Genomic DNA, 19,961 nt, shown 5'->3' on the forward strand with positions numbered 1-19,961 from the left:
CTTATTCCTCCTAATAATCTATGATAAAATTTAAATTAATAAAATTATTTTGCAGTTTTATGGACAATAACGGCTATAACTTGAGTTGCCATTCCAAAAATACAAACTCCATACCATCCAAAGTGTGAATAGCTATAAGATCCAAGGAAAGAACCAAATGCTCCTCCTAGAAAAAAGCTTACCATATATACAGTATTAATTCTGTTACGCGTTTCTTCACTTAAAGAATGTACCCTGGTTTGATTGGAAACATTACAAGATTGAACTCCTAAATCAAGTAGCGTAACTCCTATAACCAATCCCAATACTTTAAATCCAAATAGAAGAAAGAATATATAAGAAATTATTACAGTAAATATACTTATTCCTACAACAAATCTAGGGCCTTTCTTGTCAGCTATTCTTCCTACCAGAGGAGCAGCCAAGGCACCGCTGACTCCAACTAATCCAAATAAGCCCGCTGCCTGAGAACCCATGTTGTAATGAGAGCTTTCAAGTAAAAATATAAGTGATGTCCAAAAGGCACTGAAGGCTGCAAACATCATAGCTCCATTAATAGAAGCTTCTCTTAAAACCGATTCGGTTTTTATTAATTGTATCATTGATTTTAATAACTCAATATAACTAATGTTATTGACAGGTTTACACACTGGTATTAATTTTCTTAAAGCTACCATAAGAATTATCATCATAATTGCTGCAATAATATATACCATTCTCCAACCAAAGTATCCACCCAAAATACCACTAAATGTACGTGATACTAATATACCAATTAATAAACCACTCATTATTGTACCTATTTTTTGACCTCTTTCCTTTGGATCTGATAACTGAGCAGCCAAAGGTATAATAAGCTGAGGAATAATTGAAGTAACTCCAACTGCAAAAGAAGAAATTATCAGCATAAACATATTATGAGAGAAAAACATACTTGTAAGAGAGAGTATTGAAAATATAAGCACTATAGTTATTAAAGTTCTTCTTTCTCTTATATCTCCAAGGGGCAATATAAATATCATTCCAACTGCATATCCCATTTGTGTAAGCATTGCTGCAAAGCCCACACTAGTTTCACTGACATTAAATGTCTTAGATATGTCTGCCAGTAAGGGCTGTATATAATATAAGTTAGCTACAGTGAGCCCGCAAGCTATAGCCATAACCATAATCAATAAATTATTTAGTACAGGTTTATTTTCCACAAAATCATTATTTAAGATTTCCATAACACTCCACTCCTTCTAACGAATAAAATTAGTAAATATTTTTGTTTCTCTTTCAGGCTTTTTTACAATTCCTTCACCGTTTTCTATGAGCTTCATAAGCCATGCCATATTTTTACCAAGTATCCTCATTATTTGAATCCCTTCTTCATCTTGCATTGCCTCACCTGGTGCTGTCCCGTTAAAAACGTTCCAATAATTTGAAGTAGCCATAAGCATTTCAGAATGATTAATGTAGTTATTTAACTGGTCGAAGGTTGGAATTCCACCTGCGCGTCTTACTGCTACAACTGATACACCAACTTTAAGTCTTAACATACTATCATTGGCATCAGCTACACGAAAAGCTCTATCTAAAAATGATTTCATTGATCCAGCAATGGATGAATAGTGAACTGGTGATCCTAAAATTATTCCATCAGCTTCTTTCATCTTTTCAATCCATTCATTAACTGGATCAGTAGTAATAACACACTTACCATTTTTGTTTTTTGTACAATTTTTACAAGCAATACATCCTCTAATAGAGTTATTTCCTACATGAATTATTTCTGTTTCCATACCTTCTCTCTCAAGTTCATCAATAACTATTTTTATTCCATGATAGGTATTTCCTTGTTTATTAGGACTTCCATTAAACGCTACAACTTTCATTAAATTTTCCTCCCTTTATAACCTTAATTTTTTAACACTATAATAATTCTTAATTTTCTATCAGTAAATACTGAACGTTTAGTTTAGTTTATATTTATATAATATACTAACCGTTCAGTTTTGTAAAGTATATTTTTTTATTTTTTTAATGTATAATATACGTATAGTTTTAAAATTCATTTATAATAATTTAAGGAGGTTATTTATAATGGATAAAAAATTAGGACGTCCTCGTTCTGAAAAAACAAAGACAGATATTCTTACTGCTTCCTATGACTTATTAATTGAAAATGGGTTTGGAGCAGTAACCGTTGAAAAGATTGCTGAAAGAGCTGGAGTTAGCAAAGCTACAATTTATAAATGGTGGCCCAATAAAGCTGCTGTTGTTATAGATAGTTTCTTAAATGCTACTAGTGTGAATCTTCCAATACCTGATACAGGATCAACTATTAATGATATGTTCATTCAAGTTGATAACTTTGTAAAATTTCTAATGAGCAGAAGAGGAAATGTAATTACTGAAATAATAGGTGAAGGACAATTTGATCCAAAGTTAGCTGATATATATCGTAAATCATATTTTAATCCTCGCCGAAGTATTTCAAAAGAAATTTTAGAACGTGGAATTTCAAGAGAAGAATTAAGAAAAGATCTAAATATAGAGTTAACTATTGATTTAATTTGGGGACCTGTATTTTATAGATTATTGATAACTGGAGAAGTAATTGATGATGTTTTTGTAAGAAACCTGATAAACTATGTATTTGAAGGAATCAAACTTTCTTAAGCATCAACCCTATGTATGCAAATGCTCAGTACTGATTTTGGTATTTTATTTGTAGGACTAATGGCCGACTTTGAAGTAAAATTATTTATCATGTTAATAATATTGTTCAGGGAAAATCCATAGATTTGTGCAAATCAAAAAATAGGAGACCCACCAGGCTCACCGCTGCAAATGGAAGCCACGAATACATAATGACCGTATTGGAAATCCAGTACGGTTTTTACATTTAGAGCAAGATTGGAATAATGTTGGGTGAACTAATGGTAGTATCCTCAAAATTACATTTGTGATCCAATTAAATTGTGTCATAAATGAGTAAAGTACGATACACTATGGCGAAAGCCTTTACTTTTAGACGAAAGGAAAAAGTGGAACTTAAAAATTTTAATTTTTTAGAATGAGGTATTGACATAAAGTTAACTTTACCCTTTATGATATAATTATTAGTGCAGTTAATTATGATTAATAATCACTCAGTGAAGAAAGGGGTGCCTTATGAATTATACCATTAGACAGGTTGCAGAGAAAATGGGAGTTACGGTTCCAACTCTGCGTTACTACGATAAAGAAGGGCTTTTGCCATTTGTTGAGAAAAAGCCAAATGGCACCAGAATTTTCAAGGATGAAGATTTCCAGGGACTGGCTATTATAACATGCATGAAAAATTCTGGAATGCCAATAAAGGACATAAAGAGGTACATGGATTTGTGCGCAGATGGTGATAGCACATTGCAGGAACGGCTGGAAATTTTTCTTGAAAGAAAAGAATCTGTCCAAAAGCAGATGGATGAATTAAATAAGGTTATGGAAACCATTAACCATAAGATATGGTATTATGAAACAGCAATTGAGGCTGGCACAGAGGCAATCCATAATCAAGACAAATAGAGCTGCCTGTATTTCATATACATAGTTATGAAATGCAGGCTGTTTTCTGTTATGTAGAAATGAAATTTTTAAAAATAAGGTATTGACATAAAGTTAACTTTACCCTTTATGATAAAGTCATTGATAGAGATAATCATGATTTAGAATCACTAAGTGATAAAAGGAGTTTTACTATGACGTATACGAATGGACATATTAAATCTAGTGTAGAAATTTTATAAAGCATGGATGAAGATTCTGAGGACATGATTATCTTAGATGAATAAAAAATGATTTAAGAAGGAGAAATTTATATGAGTTTTCAAATGTATGTACCAACAAGAATTTTATTTGGAGTAGGACAGCTTAATAATCTGAGCACCCAGAAGATGCCGGGTAAAAAGGCATTGCTTGTGATATCAAACGGAAAGTCTGTTAGAGAAAACGGTGCTCTGGCAAGAACAGAAGAACAGTTGAAAATGGCAGGGGTAGAATTTGTTTTATTTGATAAGATTCAGCCAAACCCGGTAAAGCCTACGGTTATGGAAGGAGCTGCTGTAGCAAGAGAAAACAATTGTGATTTTATAGTAGCTTTAGGCGGTGGAAGCGTAATGGATGCCAGCAAGGCAATTGCAATGATGGCAACAAACCATGGAGATTTATGGGACTATATAAATGGCGGCACCGGTAAAAATCAGCCGCTTCAGAATGAGCCGATTCCTCTGATTTGTATCACTACAACTGCTGGAACAGGAAGTGAGGTAGACCAATGGGGTGTAGTAACCAATGAAGAAACAAAAGAAAAGGTTGGTGTCGGAGGCTATGATTCTTTATTCCCTGTGCTTTCCATTGTGGACCCTGAACTTATGAAGTCCGTTCCATCTAAATTTACTGCTTACCAGGGCTTTGATGCATTGTTCCATAGTACGGAGAGTTATATTTCTTCCTATCACAGTGTTATGAGTGATATGTATGCACTTACGGCCATTGAGAATGTAGGAAAATATCTGACAAGGGCAGTAAAAGACGGAAATGATATGGAAGCACGTGAGGGCATGGCTTTTGCTAATACGCTTTCAGGTGCAGTAATGACTGTCAGTGTAACAACTGCTCAGCATTCCATGGAACATGCAATGTCGGCTTACCACCCTGATTTACCACATGGTGCAGGTCTGATCATGATATCAAAGGCATTCAATGAATTCTTCATCGAAAAGCATGCTTGTGATGAGCGTTATATTCGCATGGCTCAGGCACTTGGAATGAAAGATGCGCAGAAACCGGAGGACTTCATCACTATGCTTGTAAAACTTCAGGAAGATTGTGGCGTAGCAGACCTTAAGATGTCTGATTATGGAATTAATCCTTCTGAATTTCATACTTTGGCAAGAAATGCACGTGAAACAATGGGAGGGCTGTTCACAGCGAATCCTTGTGAAATGAGTCATGAGGACTGTGTTTCAGTTTATCAGAAATCTTATAGATAAAGGTAGTGCTTGAAATATATGATTTGAGCAACAGCGTGATTTCAACGAAAGGAAATAGAATGATATGAACAAAAAAGTATTGATTCTATCTTCATCAACATGGCAAAAGCCTTTATTTTTAGACGAAAGGAATGATTATAATAATGAAAAAACGAACTATCTTATTACTTTTACTTGTGGTGCTTTCTCTCACTGCTTGTAATGGCAGGAAAAACACCGAGACAAATACATCTTCTGGTGTGGCACAGACATCTAAGAGTGAAGCTCAAATCTCGGCAGGTTCGCATAAAGTTCTGGTTGTGTATTTCTCCCGTGTGGGCAACGCTGATCTTCCTAAGAACGTGGACACAGTTTCTTCCGCAAGTCTAAATGTTACGAAGGATGGCGTTCAGGGCAATACCGAAATTGTTGCAAAAATGATCCAGAAGGCTGTGGGTGGTGATTTATTCCTTATTCAGAGGGCGGATAAGTTTCCTGCCGATTATAGTGTGATTGAACGACAGGGGCGTGAGGAACGTGATGCCAATATCCGACCAAAGTTGGTAACCCATGTGAAGAATATGGATTCTTACGATGTGGTTATCCTTGTCTATCCTAATTGGTGGTTCGATATGCCTATGGCGGTTTACAGTTTCCTTGATGAATATGATTTATCTGGAAAAACCATTGTGCCATTCTGCACCAGCGGTGGCAGTGGCTTCTCAAACAGTATTCAGACTATTGGTAAACTGGAACCTAAGGCCATCATTTTAGAAGGGCTTGCAATAAGTCAAAACCTTCCTAATGACACGGAAGACGATGTAAAAAAGAGGTTGTCTAAACTAGGATTTATTAAATAATGAATTGCTTCATTTTTAATAAGTAAAAGGAGCAGATAAAATGACACCGAAGAAAATATTTCAAATTATTGTAGATTTAGCAATGACCGCTATGCTGCCTGTACTCATGGCATATGCGCTGGTTGGTGAAGCAACCCATGAGTGGGTGGGGATTTCTATGTTTATCTTGTTTATCATCCACCACATTTTGAATTACAGATGGCATCAAAATCTTCTGAAAGGGCGGTATTCTGGCATTCGAATCCTGGGCACAGTTATCAATATTCTGATTTTTGCAATTATGGTCTGTCTTATGGTAAGTGGAATCATGATGTCCCGTCATGTGTTCATATTCCTTCATATAAGTGGTGGTACGTCCTTTGTAAGAACAATGCATCTGATTGCTTCCTATTGGGGCTTTGTTCTGATGTCAGTACATCTGGGTCTTCACTGGGATATGCTGATGGGCGTTGCAAAAAAGATTATTGGTATAAAGGAGCCTTCCCGCATTCGTACCGTTTTTCTGCGTATAATAGCTGTTTTGATTGCTGCTTATGGAATATATTCCTTCTTGCAACGGAAGAACGGCTCCTATATGCTGCTTAAAACTCAGTTTGTGTTCTTTGATTTTGATGAACCACTGAGTTTGTTTTTCGCTGACCAGCTGGCGATCATGGGGTTATTTGTCTGTGTCGGCCATTATGCTTCAAAATTACTTCATAGAACGGTAATTTTGAAGCAACGCCAAATAAAAATGGAAAAATAAAAAACAAGTCCTTTGGAAGTCAGACAACAGAAAGGGAGGTACATTTTTGTGACTAAACGAAACAATTTGTATATATTTATATTAACTTTGGGAGTTTTTGCCATCATAAATACTGAAATGGGAGTTGTTGGGATACTACCTTTAATTGCTAAAAATTTTCATGTAAGTATTTCACAAGCAGGTTTGCTAGTGAGTCTCTTTGCTTTAGGTGTTGCTATAGCTGGGCCAACTATGCCATTATTCTTTTCAGGTATAAATCGTAAGAAAGTAATGTTACTTGTTCTTAGTGTTTTCGTTTTAGGTAATATTGTCTCAGCATTTACAACAAATTTTATAGTTGTATTAATTGCTCGTGTGATTCCAGCTTTTTTTCAGCCAATTTATTGTTCATTGGCTTTTACAGTAGCTGCTATATCCGTTAGCAAGGAAGAAGCTCCAAAAGCTGTTGCTAAGGTAATTATGGGAGTATCTGCAGGTATGGTACTTGGTGTACCAGTAACTAGTTATATTGCTAGTGCAACTTCTTTAAGAGCAGCCATGTTATTCTTTGCTATTGTAAATGCTATAGCGCTTATTACTACACTACTATTTGTACCATCTATGCCTGTAAATGATAGACTTTCTTATGGAGAGCAAATAAGTGTGTTAAAAAAACCAATCACATGGCTTTCCATTGTAGCTGTTATTTTAATAAATGGAGCAATATTTGGGGTTTATAGTTACCTTTCTGAATATCTTCAAACTGTTACGAATATTCCTTACAAAGTAATTAGCCTAATGTTGTTAGTATACGGTGTGGCAAATATTTTGGGAAACATTATTGCGGGAAAGTTACTTATTAAAAATGCCAGCAAATTTGTAGTGTCTTTTCCTTTTGTATTAGGAGTAGTTTACATCATATTATTCTTAATGGGACAGTTCACTATGCCTATGGCCTTAATTACTTTGGTTTGGGGAATATTAGCTGGTGCAGGAGCTAATATTAATCAATATTGGATTACATCTGCAGCTCCAGAGGCTCCTGATTTCGCTAATGGATTATTTCTAACATCTGCTAATTTAGGAACAACAATTGGTACTACTATATGTGGATTATTTATATCAGGAATAGGTACACAATACGTTGTATTAGGTGGATTGCTGTTTTTGACATTAAGTATAGTATCTATTTTACTAAGAGTCAACATGTATAGTCCCACAAAACAACCTTCTAGATAACGGGACAATACCAAAATAGAAGGTGGTTATATTTAGTGCGATAACTCCATAGAGTACTATGAATTTTTTTAGTGCACACTGTCCTATTCTATTTGTGTATCTATAAAGAAAATTCATTTTTTAACTGCAATATAGTATAATATCTGTTAGAATGTAAAGGAAGCGTGGTGGGGAGAATATTAAGCTGCAAAAAAATAATTAATCTTGCTTTATAGTTTAGAGTAATTAATATTGAAAAGAAAAAGTCAGTACTAGGCGCAGAAAAAGTGTTGATTTGCTCTCTAGAGTGAAGACTATTGGAATTGAAGTGTATAAAGAACAGTTTTTGTATTTAATAATTTATAATATTAGATGAGGAATATAGAGAGATGACAATAGAATTAGAAAAATACTACAATAAATTTTGTGAGGATAAAAGATTAACAAGAAGATATGGACAAGTTGAATATATCACTTCTATGAAGTATATTCATGAGTATCTAGAAAATAATGAGAACGCAAAAATCTTAGATGTTGGTGCAGGGACAGGGAGATACTCTGTACAATTAGCAAATGAAGGATATGATGTTACTGCAATTGAGCTTGTGAAGCACAATCTAGGTGTTTTAAAGTCAAAAGGAAGTACAGTAAAAGCAATGCAGGGAACAGCATTAGATTTATCAAGATTTTCAGAAAATACTTTTGACATGACGTTGGTGTTTGGACCAATGTATCATTTATATAAATTTGAGGATAAAGTAAAAGCGCTACAAGAGGCAAAAAGAGTAACGAAAGTTGGAGGTGTTATCTTAGTTGCATATTGTATGAATGAATATAGTGTATTGACATATGGTTTTAAGGAAAATAATATTCGTGCATGTATTGATAACGGAAAACTTAGCGATGATTTTCATGTTATATCGGAACCAATAGATTTATATGATTATGTAAGGATTGAAGATATTAATAAGTTAAATGAGGAAGCAAAACTGCAAAGGATAAAGTTAATTGCAACAGATGGACATGCTAATTATATGAGATCTGTTTTGAATGCTATGGATGATGATTCATTTCAACTTTTTCTTAATTATCATTTTTCAACGTGTGAAAGACCAGATTTGTTGGGAGCAAGCGCACATACATTAGATATTTTGAGAAAGGAATAAGGAAAAGAGAAGAAGGTAATCAAAAGGTATATGTAGTTGCTTTAGCCACTACATACAAAAGATTTTTATAATTTATATCAAGGTAGTCTGTGTTGATTTTTGACACAGGCTTTCTTTTTATTGATATTTATATTTCAATAAATATATAATAGATGTATTAAGTTAGTACGTAATTGTAAGTTATGACATATTGTATTTATAAGCTTTTATCCGATGACTATCCGCTCTAATACTCTTATTTTTATTAGGAAACTCCTCTTTAGAGGAGTAAGCGATTCGCACAAAATCACAGATTTTGGCTCTCTGCTTAACTGGGAGTAAAGAGCGGCTACGTCCCTGGATTCGTTCAACTAAGAATCAGGTGGGGGTTAAATGCCTAAATGGCATTTAACGGGCAGTTTGCTGATGGTAATCAGCTATAAGAAACTGCCCCGGGGTCGTAAGACAAACCCCATCTGATTCAAGTTTCACTTTATATATGGATTAATAGAATATTAATGTTTTATATTTGAGAATAAAATTAAAATAGAAAAAACTACCAATAAAAGTCACATCAGCGATTTTTTATTATAATATTGAGGAGAAGATAAATGAATTTTATAGCTATAGATTTTGAGACTGCAAATGAAAAAAGAAATAGTGCATGCTCAATTGGTATTGTTGTTGTGAAAAATGGACATGTTGTAGAAAAAATATATCATTTAATAAAGCCTGAGGAAATGAGATTTATGCCAATTAATATTGGAATTCATGGAATAAGACCAGGTATGGTTGAGAATGAACTAAAGTTTGATAAAGTATGGGAGAAAATTAAGCATCATTTTAATGATAATTTAGTGATAGCACACAATGCTTCCTTTGATATATCGGTTTTAAGAAAGAGTGCAGAACTTTATGATATAGAACTGCCCAGTTTTCAGTATATTTGCACAATGAAACTTGCTAGAAACTTTTATAAAGGAATTGAAAATGTAAAATTGAATACAGTAAATGATTTTTTAGAATATGAGTTTAAGCACCACGATGCACTATATGATGCCCTTGCCTGTAGTAACATATTGCTTAATATATCTGAAGAATTAAAGTGTAGGGATATTAATGAAATATCTAAATTAATAGGTGTAACTATTGGAACAGTAGACAGTAGTGGATATAAATTATCATCATCTAAAGGAAGGGGCATTAAAACATCTAATAGAATTTATCATCCTAAAAAAGAAACTATATTTGAAAGGTTAGAAGAGGATCTATTTAAAAATGAAGTTGTAGTATTTACAGGAAGGTTAACTTCTATGTCCAGAGATGAAGCCGTAAGATTAGTTAGAAGGCTTGGAGGGACTATTGGAAGCTCTTTTACAAAAAAGACAACAATTTTAGTAACTAATATGAAAGATATAAAAGATTTACGTAGAGAAGAAATGAGTAATAAGCTTAAAAAAGCAACAGATTTAAATGCAAAAGGACAGAATATAAAGTTTTTAAATGAGGAGGAATTTTTGAAATCTAACTAATAAATAATTAGTTAAGTTGCGGATTTCAAAGGTAGCGCTTCGCCTTAACCAAATAAGAACTATGATATTGATACATATAGAAAGTCCTTGATTTCAAGGGCTTTCGTTGTTTTTTGGCTGTAGTTTATATGGTGTTTAGGCTAAATTATTTCATCAAAAGTAATATTAAATGGTAAAAATGCACCAGGGGTGTGCAAAAGGGTGTAAGGGGTGTGCATTGCAAATCAAAAAATGTAGTCAAAATTTTTATGGTAGGAATGTCTATATGTTTGCATAGACACGGTACGTGGAGACAGTGGTAAAGCTGCAAAGGAAACACAGTTAGAACCTTGAGAAATCAGGGTTCTTTTTTAATGCAAAAAGTTATATGTTTCCAAAGACATAGTAAGGAAACAATGAAAGTGATATAATTAAGTGGAGTGAGTATGTCTTTTGAAGAAGAATATGTGAAAAAGCATAGCAAGAAGATTTGAATTGAATCTTTAGGAAGATTAATTAGAGGAGGATACATTATGAAAATTTCAAAGAAAGATGCGTTGATATGGTTTGAATTTTTTTCAATATTGCCAGAGGATGAGGAAATTATGACAAAACAACAAGAAATCATTTACTCTACCTTTGCACAAATTGAGGCAGCGATGGAACATAGAAATGATACGTTAATGTCGAAAATTAGAAGTTTGAAAACTTTGGAGAATAGAACTTTTTTTGTGGGAAATGAAAGCAAATTCCCCAAAGGATGTCGTTCTTGTCTGTTGGGCACTGGTTTGAGTGCAATTAGGAAAACGAACAAATGTAACATAGAGTGTAAGTTTTGTTATAATTATGGAGAACTAGATGATATTCCGACCGTTGGCGAAGGTATGTGGGAAATTGGAGGCACAAAATTTTATGACAAGGATATTGATTTACTTCTTTCCATCTACCAGAAACCCACGGGCATTTCCTACGTTTATTTAGAGCCATTTATGGAAATTGAAAAATACTATTCGGTTATAAAGAAATTTAGAGATGCTCAAATTCATCAACATCTATACACAAATGGCACTTTAGCTACGGAAGAGACATTGAAAGCATTAGGTGAAGCCGGTCTTAACGAGATACGTTTCAACCTGGGTGCTTCTAACTGTTCAGACAAAGTTATTGAAAATATTGGAATAGCGAAAAAATATATTAAAAATGTAGGTATTGAAACTCCAATGACTCCTGAGTTTTTCGAAGCTTTTTTTAAGAAAAAGCAAGCGATCTTAGAGACAAAACTCGATTTTATCAATTGTGCAGAATTACATTTAAATGAGAATAACATAGACAATTATTATGGGGAAAACATGTATATTTCCAGACATGGCTATATATCTCCAATTTGGAGTAGGGAATTAACTCTGAAATTCATGAAAATAGCCGATGAAGAAAACTGGGATTTAGCAGTTCATGATTGCTCAAACTATACAAAATTTGCTAGAGATTTAAATTTGAGCAGCAAAGAGGGTAAGTGGTTCGGAGCCAGTAATTATGCCTGTGAGTTTTCCAGGATTCCATACGAAGTATTTTTACCAATACTACGTGATGACAATTTCAAATTTTTAAGTGAAGAAGAATTGCCTGACGGCTATAAACCAGGAGAAATGATTTTTTAGAGAGTCTTGTCATTTTGTTTTTCCTTAAAAAAGCCAGAAAAAATAATTTGCCGCCAAGGCCCTACTAGGTTCAAGCGGCATCATTTTTGTCTGATCAAGGCATGTAGAGACGGTAGTTAAGCTACAAAGGAAACACAGCTAAGGCGTTGATATTAGTGGGTTTAGGGAATAGAAAAATTATATATGTTTCGTAAAACAGAGTTAGTGTCAACGGCAATTTAAAAATCATTAACTTCTACAGTAAGTGACGAAACCAACAAAATAGAACAAAAGGATGGGATTTTATGCAAAAGTAATTTAGAGTTAGATAAGCTAATTACGATAAATTATGCTTACTATTATATTAGTAATTTCTGAAGTATTGTTAGAAAGCATAAATTCATGAGTATAGCTTGAATTTACACAGTTAATTAAAATTAAATCATTTTTAACAGTTTCAAAAACTTTATCATTAATAGTAGAGTTAAATCCACCATTTACAGTGTAAAAACAAATTGCTGCTAAATCTTTATTTAATGGAGTTTTATATTCGAATTTAAGCTGTTTGCTAGGACTAATATTAAGATGAAGTAATTCACCATTATAATTTTCCCTTGTCATTAAATTAAAAACAGAAGCTTTACCATAAGTTTTAGTTTTCCAATCGCCCATAAAGTCGTCTTGCTCAAAGGAGTTAAGTAGTTTCTTGTACTTATTTTCATGGTCGAGAGTTATTTTTCCTTCTATAACCATGAATTTACGCGAAACTTTTGGTAGACTACTAAAAGTAGATTCTGGTATATCAATTTTAGCAACTCCCAACCTCCATAAAAAGTTTTTACTGGCATAATCAGAATTTAACGGATATGTTGTCAATTCTGTAGCCATGCCTCCAGACCAAAATGTTGGCTTATAATTTTCTTGCCTTAGTAATTCTACATTATATTTCATATATTAATTGCACCTCTTCTTATATATCTTTTATGTTCATTATATTAAAAGATATATGTATAATCAATTAAGTTAACGTGAGTTCGAAATATTAATTGCTTTATGGTTAAAGTTACTAGATATGCTACTAACAGCAGTAAAGTTATTTTAAAAGCTATAGAAAACTATGACTGAGTTATCAGCTTTACTACTTATATGAAAAGACAAAATGTAAGAATGCCAAAAGAAATAAGCAAAGAATTTTTATTCTATATGTCAAATCTTTGACGATTATCTTTAAATTCTGTATTTGAGATAGAACAATTATTTTAAATTGAAGTAATCATTATATTTTATTTGGAAATAGTTGTTGTGAATATTTTGTAGATAATCTAATTGAGTATTCTTAAATGTGATAGTATGTTTTCTACCACTTCTGCAATACTTAATTGTGCAATGATTAGCATGAAATTGCTTTTATTACATATTATGTTTATCTTATTGTGTTTTTATAGGAAGTAATACCGTTATTGGTTCAGGAAGTATTGTTACAAAAAGCATACCAGCTGGTGTTATTGCTGCAGGAAATCCTTGTAGAGTAATCAGACAGCTTACAGATGAAGATAGGAATAAATACCAAAGTGATTTTCTCATAATCATAATCTTCGTCAAATTCCTCATGTACTTTTGATAGTTCATAACCTTCTTTTTTCAAGTTGTCACATATTTTAGTTATGTTATACTTATTTGTAACAACAAAGTGGTGTTCAATATAATGAGGTTTGGATAAGTCTGAACCAGCATTCTTTAAAGCTACAATTGTATCTAAATCTAACTCTTCACGTTCTTTCTTTTCTTTTTCAGTTTCCATATGGTTTTCGCCTTCCGATAAAGTATTTTAAATATTAGTATTACCCTTAAAAATGTTAATACGCGTAAGTAGTAAATGACTACATTTTTTATTACCATTGGAGTGGATTTAATCAAATGCTTTTATTAAAAGATGCTTGACATAGACTTAACTTTAGGTATTAGACTGAATTTCAAGGAGGTGAAAAACATGACCATTGGAGAAGTTAGCAAAAAATTTGACATTTCAATTGATACACTTCGTTATTATGAACGTGTTGGATTGATCCCATCTGTGAAACGGAATACCAACGGAGTCAGGGATTATACAGAAAAAGATTGCGGATGGATTAATTTTATTAAATGTATGCGGACAGCTGGTCTTTCTATTGAAGTATTGATTGAGTACGTAACTATGTTCCAACAGGGAAGCTCCACAATCTTGACAAGAAAAAATCTTTTAATAGAACAGCGCAACCAGCTTGCTGAAAAAATTGAAGAAATGAAAAAAATATTGGAACGCTTAGATAATAAAATTGAAGGATACGAAGAAAGGGTTGCAAAATATGAAGAAAAATTAAAATAGTAAGAAAATACACTTCCATGGAACCCTAATCTAGAGATAACTCAAGATACTATATTTTTTCTCATGGAGGTAAAATTATAAAAAATGGAGGAATTAATATGAGTTTTAATATGTATATACCTACAAGAGTTTTATTCGGGGTAGATACTTTTTTGGAGAGAGGCTTCACCTATTTTGATACAGCTTATATGTATCATGGGGGGAAGAGTGAGATAGCTATAAGAGAGTCGTTAGTAAAACGGCATAAAAGAGACAGCTTCACTATAGCAACAAAATTGCCAACAATGTTCCTTAAAACAAAGGAAGATCAGGAAAGAATTTTTAACGAACAGTTAGAAAAATGTGGTGTAGATTACTTCGATTACTATCTTATTCATAGCCTGGGTGTAGAGAATTACAAGACAGCTCAAAAATTAGATAGTTTTGCATTTGTTCAGCAAAAGAAAAAAGAAGGAAAAGTTAGACAGATTGGATTCTCCTATCATGATAATGCGGATTTATTAGATGAAATCCTGACAGCCCATCCAGAAGTAGATTTTGTGCAGTTACAGATTAATTATTTAGATTGGGACAATGAAAGCATTCAATCAAGGAAGTGCTATGAAATAGCAAGAAAACATAATAAACCAATCATTGTTATGGAACCTGTAAAAGGTGGTAACCTTGCTAAAGTTCCTGAAAAAGCAGAGAAATTATTTAAAGAATATTATGCTGACATGTCCATACCATCCTGGGCTATCCGTTATGTAGCAAGCCTTGATGGAGTTATGATGGTATTGAGCGGCATGTCAGATATGGAACAACTACTAGATAATACAGGATACATGCAGGAGTTTAGGCCTTTTGTAAAGGAAGAATATGATGTTGTAAAAAAGGCTGTGGACATCATTAACGAATCAATTGCTATTCAATGTACAGCCTGCCAGTACTGTGTAGATGATTGTCCAAAAAACATAGCAATTCCAAAGTATTTTGCATTATACAATACGGAAAAGCAATCCATGAAGACCGCGTTTTCTATACAAAGAGTATATTATAATAATTATACAAAAGTACATGGTAAGGCATCAGACTGTATAGGGTGTAAACAGTGTGAAACACATTGTCCGCAGCATATTGAGATTACAAAATATTTAAAGGATGTAGCTAATACTTTTGAAGTATAACCTTCTTTCCGCAGATAGGAGAAGGAACTGAAAATTATAAATTGAGCCCTCTTTACGCTTGGTTTGGAATAAGAAGTGTAAAGAGGTTATTTTATTATATGCTGATATGTACATAAGAGTTATAGATCAAGAAAAGATTTATGAATACGAAATAGAATTTCAAACCATTCTAATACTAAGGCAATGTTACCGCCGAGAAAAAGAGATGGAATATCTATGAGAACAGCTTGCTTTATACTTCTAAATAAACTCAGTTAGCCACATTCATCAAAATTATCCCAATTATTTTATATTAAGTGGAATATAATGTAGAAAATTTTCAACTAGGTAGATTCACCTCTAATGTTATTGTTTCAGATGACTTAAAAACAGCACTTATAAAAAAAGATTATACTTTATATTGTATTGATATTTCATCAGGCAAAGCTTCTTTTAATAATGAGTCGAACTACAAGATACTAAATACAGTTGAAAAATATCAATTCATAGATAGTAACAAAATTTTATGCTTAATGACAAAAAGTCAGATAGGTACTTTATATATTTATGATGTAATAACTGGGAATAAAAAAGAACTAATTGATTTTATTGATAGTTTTGATTTGTCTCAAGACAAACAACATATAGTCTATAGTGAAAATGTACATGGAACTGTATATATAGGAAAACTGAATAATGATCAAATAATGGATAAGACTGTGATTTATAAAGGACAAACAGTCAATCTAACTTGGAATGGAGATAACAAAAAAATTCTGCTTTATAACCATGAAGGTAATCCGTTCCCTGTTGCTTATGTTGTAGAATTAAAATAATAAATTTCAACTATTTTTTTGCGGCTGCATAATTTATTTTATATGACGAGTTATCAATAAAATTTTTAACAGGTTATACACAATTAAATAAATTATATACTACATAGATTATATGTAGTATATGTGTAAGATAAGTAAAATCAATCGGTATATAGGATTATACATTAGATACCTAAAAGAGTGATTGTCATGAGTTTTTTTAAAAAAATAGTATATTTATGTTTGTTTTTAATTATATTTTCACTTGCCAGTTGTAACTCAACAAGCACTAAAAATCAGTTGCCAGCATCAAAACCAAAGGATTTCAATTTTGTTTTTAATTATGGTGTAAATGCTAAAAATCAATTGGATACTACTAAAGGACAGTATACAAAAGACATGGTTGTAGAGCCATCAATTACAATGGCTTAGAACAAACAAGTCACTTAGTTTATCAGGAAAATTTATGGAAAACGAAATTTAAGTTTTAAAATCAAAAATACAAACATATTTTAAATTAGTTATTATTTTTAAATGAAAGTATTTTTGATGAAAGGTATAAATCGGTATGAAGAATATTAATATAGAAAGGCTTTTTAAAAGTAAGAATACAGGAAATATTATTATTCTAATAGCTTCAATTTTACTATTATATTTACTTATTTCAGTATACTTTACTAATCATTTCTTTTTTAATACAACAATAAACGGAGCAGATGTTTCATTAAAAGCATATAATGATGCAGATGATATAATTAGAAGTTATGTTAAGGATTATAAGCTACAGTTGATAGAGAGAAGTGGAGAAGTAGAAGAAATAATAGGACAAGATATAGGAATGCAATACAATGAAAAAAATAGTATTTCTAAAATTTATCATAGGAAAAGTCCATTTAAATGGATTATTTCACTATTAAAGGATCAAAAATATTATGTAAATGATTTATTTATTTACAATAAAGATAACTTGGAAGATAAAATAAACCAATTAAATTGTTTGAATAAAGCTATTATAGAACCCAAAAATGTAAGTTTTAAGTATTTAAATGGTTCTTATGAGGTGATTGGAGAAGTATATGGAAATAAGATAAATAAAGGTAAATTAAATGAAGCTATAAAAATGAGCATATTAGAAGGAGAAACAAAATTAGATTTAAATGAAAAACTTTGTTACGAAAATCCAAAGTACACTCTAAGTTCTGATAAAACTTCTAAAACTAAGAATTTACTAAATAAGTATGTATCAACAAAAATCACTTATATATTTGGGAGTGAAAATGAAATATTAGATGGGAATACAATAAATGAATGGCTTAGTGTTGACGAAAATTTAGAAGCGGCAATAAATGAAAAAGCAGTTAAGGAATATGTGCAAGGATTGAGTAAAAAATATGATACAGTTGGAATAGCAAGAAATTTTAAAACATCTATAGGTAAAATAGTAGAAGTTAAGGGTGGACTTTATGGATGGAAAATTAATTGTTCTGCTGAAACAAAAGCATTATTAGAAAATATAAAACTTGGTAAAGTACTTGAAAAAGAAACTATATATATTCAAAAGGCTTTACCTAGGGGTGAAGATGAAATAGGCAATACTTATGTAGAAATTAATATAACAAGACAGCATTTATGGTTTTATAAAGATGGAAAGCTTATAACTCAAGGGGATGTAGTAACAGGAAATCCTAGTAAAGGATGTTCTACTGTGGTTGGAACTTATATGCTTAATTATAAACAAAATGGGGCAACTTTAAGTGGACCAAATTATGAAGCTGAAGTAACTTATTGGATGCCTTTTTACGGAAATATAGGAATACATGATGCAAGCTGGAGATATTCCTTTGGAGGAGATATATATAAGAGAAATGGAACCCATGGATGTGTAAATGCGCCATTATATTTAGCTAAAACAATTTTTGATAATATAGAAGATGGAACTCCTATTATTTGTTATGAAGAATAGAAACAAAGTTAAAAAAGAGTAGAATAAAATTTAAAATTGAAATGTCATAACTGAAAATCATGAAGGATTTGCTAGAACACTGTATTATTCAAAATTGAATTTTACGGTGTTTTAAAGAAAATATTGATGTTTAGATTACAAAATGTGGTATAATTTCCATATATGAAAGACTGAATTGCAATCTATAAATTCATAACCGATAGGAGGGAAAAGCATGACAAGAAAATATAATTTATATCAAATAGACTCATTCACTAAGGATAAATTTGTTGGAAATCCAGCTGGAGTTATAACAAATGCTGATGGATTAACTTCAGATGAAATGCAGAAAATAGCTAGGGAACTTAATAATTCTGAAACAGCTTTTATCTTTTCTTCAAATAGTAATGAGTATGATGTTCATATAAGGTTCTTCACACCAACAAATGAAGTGCCAATTTGTGGACATGCTACTATTGCTGCTCACTATGCCCGCGCTATTGAAAATACACTTAACACTTCAAGGGTTTATCATAAGACAGGTGCAGGGATTCTGCCTGTTGATATAGTGAAAGAAAACAAAGATTACAAAATAACTATGACGCAAGGGAAAATTGAATTTGGCGATATAATTGAAGGAATAAATAGAAAAAAACTTTTATCAGCAATAAATGTAAGTGATGACGATTTATTAGAAGATTATCCAATTCAGATTGTTTCAACAGGTCATTCTAAGGTTATGGTTGGCATAAAAAACATTGCAACCTTAAATGAAATGCAACCTAATTATGATGCCCTTTCTAAATTAAGCAATATAATTAAATGCAATGGATATTACGTTTTCACAGTTAACTCTCAGGATAGTGATGTTTTGGTTCACGGTAGAATGTTTGCTCCTGCTATAGGTATTAATGAAGATCCTGTAACTGGTAATGCCAACGGTCCTTTGGGTGCATATTTGGTTCACCATAAATTGATCAATCATAATAATACTCTATTTAAATTTAAAGCTAGACAAGGCGAAGCTATAAAACGTTCAGGTACTATTGAAGTGGAAGTAATTATAGAAAATAATAAACCTGTAGAAGTCAAAATTTCAGGAAATGCTGTAATAGCATTTAAATCTGAGTTGTTATTGAAATAATTATTTAAATTTGTAGTCACGGTATTACTACTTAGGTTAGCTTACAATCTGAATATTTTGCAAAACAACTAAAGCCTGCATCGATTTAGATACAAACTATTCATATAATAACATTTTAATAGAGGCTAAATAATTTTAGTGCCTATTATTCTTATGTAATTTAATGGTATAATATAAAATAAATTACTACGTAGTGGTAAAATATTATGGATAACAAATATTCTTTTCATAAATAATACATTTTATTAATGTCAGTAATCAATTTTTTACCTATAATAAAATACCGCTATAATACAATCCATCATAGTAATTGCGTAAAGAATAATAAAAGACAAAACAGAACACACCCACAGCAAAACGTCCTGTAAGCAGGAACTTTCAACTCCTGCTTACAGGATATTTTATTTGTAAATGAAACCCTCTTGTAGAATTCATATTTAATAGTAATTAAGATA

Annotated in this window: 18 protein-coding genes and 2 pseudogenes; 16 read left to right on the plus strand and 4 right to left on the minus strand. The window is 32.0% G+C overall.

Features of this window, described 5'->3' with window-relative positions:
• Positions 1-44 precede the first annotated feature (44 nt).
• A complete protein-coding gene (locus HGI79_RS02145; protein WP_185649073.1) occupies positions 45-1,229 on the minus strand; it encodes an MFS transporter in 1,185 nt (394 codons plus the stop codon).
• 15 nt (positions 1,230-1,244) lie between these two features.
• Positions 1,245-1,880 carry a flavodoxin family protein gene (locus tag HGI79_RS02150; protein WP_185649074.1) on the minus strand — a complete coding sequence of 212 codons (636 nt, stop codon included), beginning with the start codon at positions 1,878-1,880 and terminating at the stop codon, positions 1,245-1,247.
• A gap of 208 nt (positions 1,881-2,088) precedes the next feature.
• Here HGI79_RS02150 and HGI79_RS02155 point away from each other — a divergent pair, with 208 nt between their 5' ends.
• From HGI79_RS02155 to HGI79_RS02195, 9 genes are all read left to right on the plus strand, one after another.
• A complete protein-coding gene (locus tag HGI79_RS02155) occupies positions 2,089-2,667 on the plus strand; it encodes a TetR/AcrR family transcriptional regulator (RefSeq protein WP_185649075.1) in 579 nt (192 codons plus the stop codon).
• A 495-nt stretch (positions 2,668-3,162) separates the two neighbouring features.
• Complete coding sequence (locus HGI79_RS02160; RefSeq protein WP_185649076.1) at positions 3,163-3,555, plus strand: MerR family transcriptional regulator; 393 nt, start codon at positions 3,163-3,165, stop codon at positions 3,553-3,555.
• A gap of 293 nt (positions 3,556-3,848) precedes the next feature.
• The gene (locus tag HGI79_RS02165) at positions 3,849-5,021 is read left to right on the plus strand and encodes an iron-containing alcohol dehydrogenase (protein WP_185649077.1); all 1,173 of its coding nucleotides are present in this window, start codon (positions 3,849-3,851) and stop codon (positions 5,019-5,021) included.
• Between the two features lie 143 nt (positions 5,022-5,164).
• Positions 5,165-5,860: a flavodoxin gene (locus tag HGI79_RS02170; protein WP_185649078.1), complete on the plus strand. Its 696-nt coding sequence runs from the start codon at positions 5,165-5,167 to the stop codon at positions 5,858-5,860.
• Positions 5,861-5,900: 40 nt separating this feature from the next.
• Positions 5,901-6,605, plus strand: a complete 705-nt coding sequence (locus HGI79_RS02175) for a DUF4405 domain-containing protein (RefSeq protein WP_185649079.1) — start codon at positions 5,901-5,903, stop codon at positions 6,603-6,605.
• Positions 6,606-6,653: 48 nt separating this feature from the next.
• Positions 6,654-7,823, plus strand: a complete 1,170-nt coding sequence (locus HGI79_RS02180) for an MFS transporter (RefSeq protein ID WP_185649080.1) — start codon at positions 6,654-6,656, stop codon at positions 7,821-7,823.
• A 368-nt stretch (positions 7,824-8,191) separates the two neighbouring features.
• The gene (locus HGI79_RS02185; RefSeq protein ID WP_185649081.1) at positions 8,192-8,968 is read left to right on the plus strand and encodes a class I SAM-dependent methyltransferase; all 777 of its coding nucleotides are present in this window, start codon (positions 8,192-8,194) and stop codon (positions 8,966-8,968) included.
• A 590-nt stretch (positions 8,969-9,558) separates the two neighbouring features.
• Entirely contained in the window at positions 9,559-10,479 is a 921-nt protein-coding gene (locus tag HGI79_RS02190; RefSeq protein ID WP_185649082.1) for an exonuclease domain-containing protein, read from the plus strand.
• Between the two features lie 512 nt (positions 10,480-10,991).
• Positions 10,992-12,116: a radical SAM protein gene (locus HGI79_RS02195; protein WP_185649083.1), complete on the plus strand. Its 1,125-nt coding sequence runs from the start codon at positions 10,992-10,994 to the stop codon at positions 12,114-12,116.
• Between the two features lie 312 nt (positions 12,117-12,428).
• Here the strand turns inward: HGI79_RS02195 and HGI79_RS02200 are convergent, their stop codons facing one another.
• Positions 12,429-13,046, minus strand: a complete 618-nt coding sequence (locus HGI79_RS02200; protein WP_185649084.1) for a HutD family protein — start codon at positions 13,044-13,046, stop codon at positions 12,429-12,431.
• Positions 13,047-13,530: 484 nt separating this feature from the next.
• Here HGI79_RS02200 and HGI79_RS22640 point away from each other — a divergent pair.
• Positions 13,531-13,716: pseudogene (locus tag HGI79_RS22640) on the plus strand (hypothetical protein); the annotation flags it as partial.
• On the opposite strand, the pseudogene HGI79_RS22645 reads toward HGI79_RS22640, so the two are convergent.
• Positions 13,693-13,896: pseudogene (locus HGI79_RS22645) on the minus strand (ribonuclease E inhibitor RraB); the annotation flags it as partial. The pseudogenes HGI79_RS22640 and HGI79_RS22645 sit on opposite strands and share 24 nt — an antisense overlap.
• 189 nt (positions 13,897-14,085) lie before the next feature.
• Here HGI79_RS22645 and HGI79_RS02210 point away from each other — a divergent pair.
• The 6 genes from HGI79_RS02210 (at position 14,086) to HGI79_RS02235 (ending at position 19,506) form a co-directional block, all read left to right on the plus strand.
• Complete coding sequence (locus HGI79_RS02210) at positions 14,086-14,460, plus strand: MerR family transcriptional regulator (protein ID WP_185649086.1); 375 nt, start codon at positions 14,086-14,088, stop codon at positions 14,458-14,460.
• Between the two features lie 98 nt (positions 14,461-14,558).
• Complete coding sequence (locus tag HGI79_RS02215) at positions 14,559-15,626, plus strand: aldo/keto reductase (RefSeq protein WP_185649087.1); 1,068 nt, start codon at positions 14,559-14,561, stop codon at positions 15,624-15,626.
• 296 nt (positions 15,627-15,922) lie between these two features.
• Positions 15,923-16,441, plus strand: coding sequence for a hypothetical protein (locus HGI79_RS02220; protein ID WP_185649088.1), 519 nt, complete (start codon positions 15,923-15,925; stop codon positions 16,439-16,441).
• A 189-nt stretch (positions 16,442-16,630) separates the two neighbouring features.
• Positions 16,631-16,852 carry a hypothetical protein gene (locus tag HGI79_RS02225; protein ID WP_185649089.1) on the plus strand — a complete coding sequence of 74 codons (222 nt, stop codon included), beginning with the start codon at positions 16,631-16,633 and terminating at the stop codon, positions 16,850-16,852.
• Positions 16,853-16,988: 136 nt separating this feature from the next.
• Positions 16,989-18,383 (plus strand): L,D-transpeptidase family protein, encoded by a 1,395-nt coding sequence (locus tag HGI79_RS02230; protein ID WP_185649090.1) that lies wholly within the window; start codon positions 16,989-16,991, stop codon positions 18,381-18,383.
• Positions 18,384-18,597: 214 nt separating this feature from the next.
• On the plus strand, positions 18,598-19,506 hold the full coding sequence (locus tag HGI79_RS02235; RefSeq protein ID WP_185649091.1) for a PhzF family isomerase: 909 nt from the start codon (positions 18,598-18,600) through the stop codon (positions 19,504-19,506).
• Positions 19,507-19,961 lie beyond the last annotated feature (455 nt).

Source organism: Clostridium sp. DJ247 (assembly GCF_014231265.1).

Coding starts and splice junctions, on each gene's coding strand:
- HGI79_RS02145 (WP_185649073.1), bottom strand. CDS start 1,229: ATGGAAATCTTAAATAATGATTTTGTGGAAAATAAACCTGTACTAAAT.
- HGI79_RS02150 (WP_185649074.1), bottom strand. CDS start 1,880: ATGAAAGTTGTAGCGTTTAATGGAAGTCCTAATAAACAAGGAAATACC.
- HGI79_RS02155 (WP_185649075.1), top strand. CDS start 2,089: ATGGATAAAAAATTAGGACGTCCTCGTTCTGAAAAAACAAAGACAGAT.
- HGI79_RS02160 (WP_185649076.1), top strand. CDS start 3,163: ATGAATTATACCATTAGACAGGTTGCAGAGAAAATGGGAGTTACGGTT.
- HGI79_RS02165 (WP_185649077.1), top strand. CDS start 3,849: ATGAGTTTTCAAATGTATGTACCAACAAGAATTTTATTTGGAGTAGGA.
- HGI79_RS02170 (WP_185649078.1), top strand. CDS start 5,165: ATGAAAAAACGAACTATCTTATTACTTTTACTTGTGGTGCTTTCTCTC.
- HGI79_RS02175 (WP_185649079.1), top strand. CDS start 5,901: ATGACACCGAAGAAAATATTTCAAATTATTGTAGATTTAGCAATGACC.
- HGI79_RS02185 (WP_185649081.1), top strand. CDS start 8,192: ATGACAATAGAATTAGAAAAATACTACAATAAATTTTGTGAGGATAAA.
- HGI79_RS02190 (WP_185649082.1), top strand. CDS start 9,559: ATGAATTTTATAGCTATAGATTTTGAGACTGCAAATGAAAAAAGAAAT.
- HGI79_RS02195 (WP_185649083.1), top strand. CDS start 10,992: ATGAAAATTTCAAAGAAAGATGCGTTGATATGGTTTGAATTTTTTTCA.
- HGI79_RS02200 (WP_185649084.1), bottom strand. CDS start 13,046: ATGAAATATAATGTAGAATTACTAAGGCAAGAAAATTATAAGCCAACA.
- HGI79_RS02210 (WP_185649086.1), top strand. CDS start 14,086: ATGACCATTGGAGAAGTTAGCAAAAAATTTGACATTTCAATTGATACA.
- HGI79_RS02215 (WP_185649087.1), top strand. CDS start 14,559: ATGAGTTTTAATATGTATATACCTACAAGAGTTTTATTCGGGGTAGAT.
- HGI79_RS02225 (WP_185649089.1), top strand. CDS start 16,631: ATGAGTTTTTTTAAAAAAATAGTATATTTATGTTTGTTTTTAATTATA.
- HGI79_RS02230 (WP_185649090.1), top strand. CDS start 16,989: ATGAAGAATATTAATATAGAAAGGCTTTTTAAAAGTAAGAATACAGGA.
- HGI79_RS02235 (WP_185649091.1), top strand. CDS start 18,598: ATGACAAGAAAATATAATTTATATCAAATAGACTCATTCACTAAGGAT.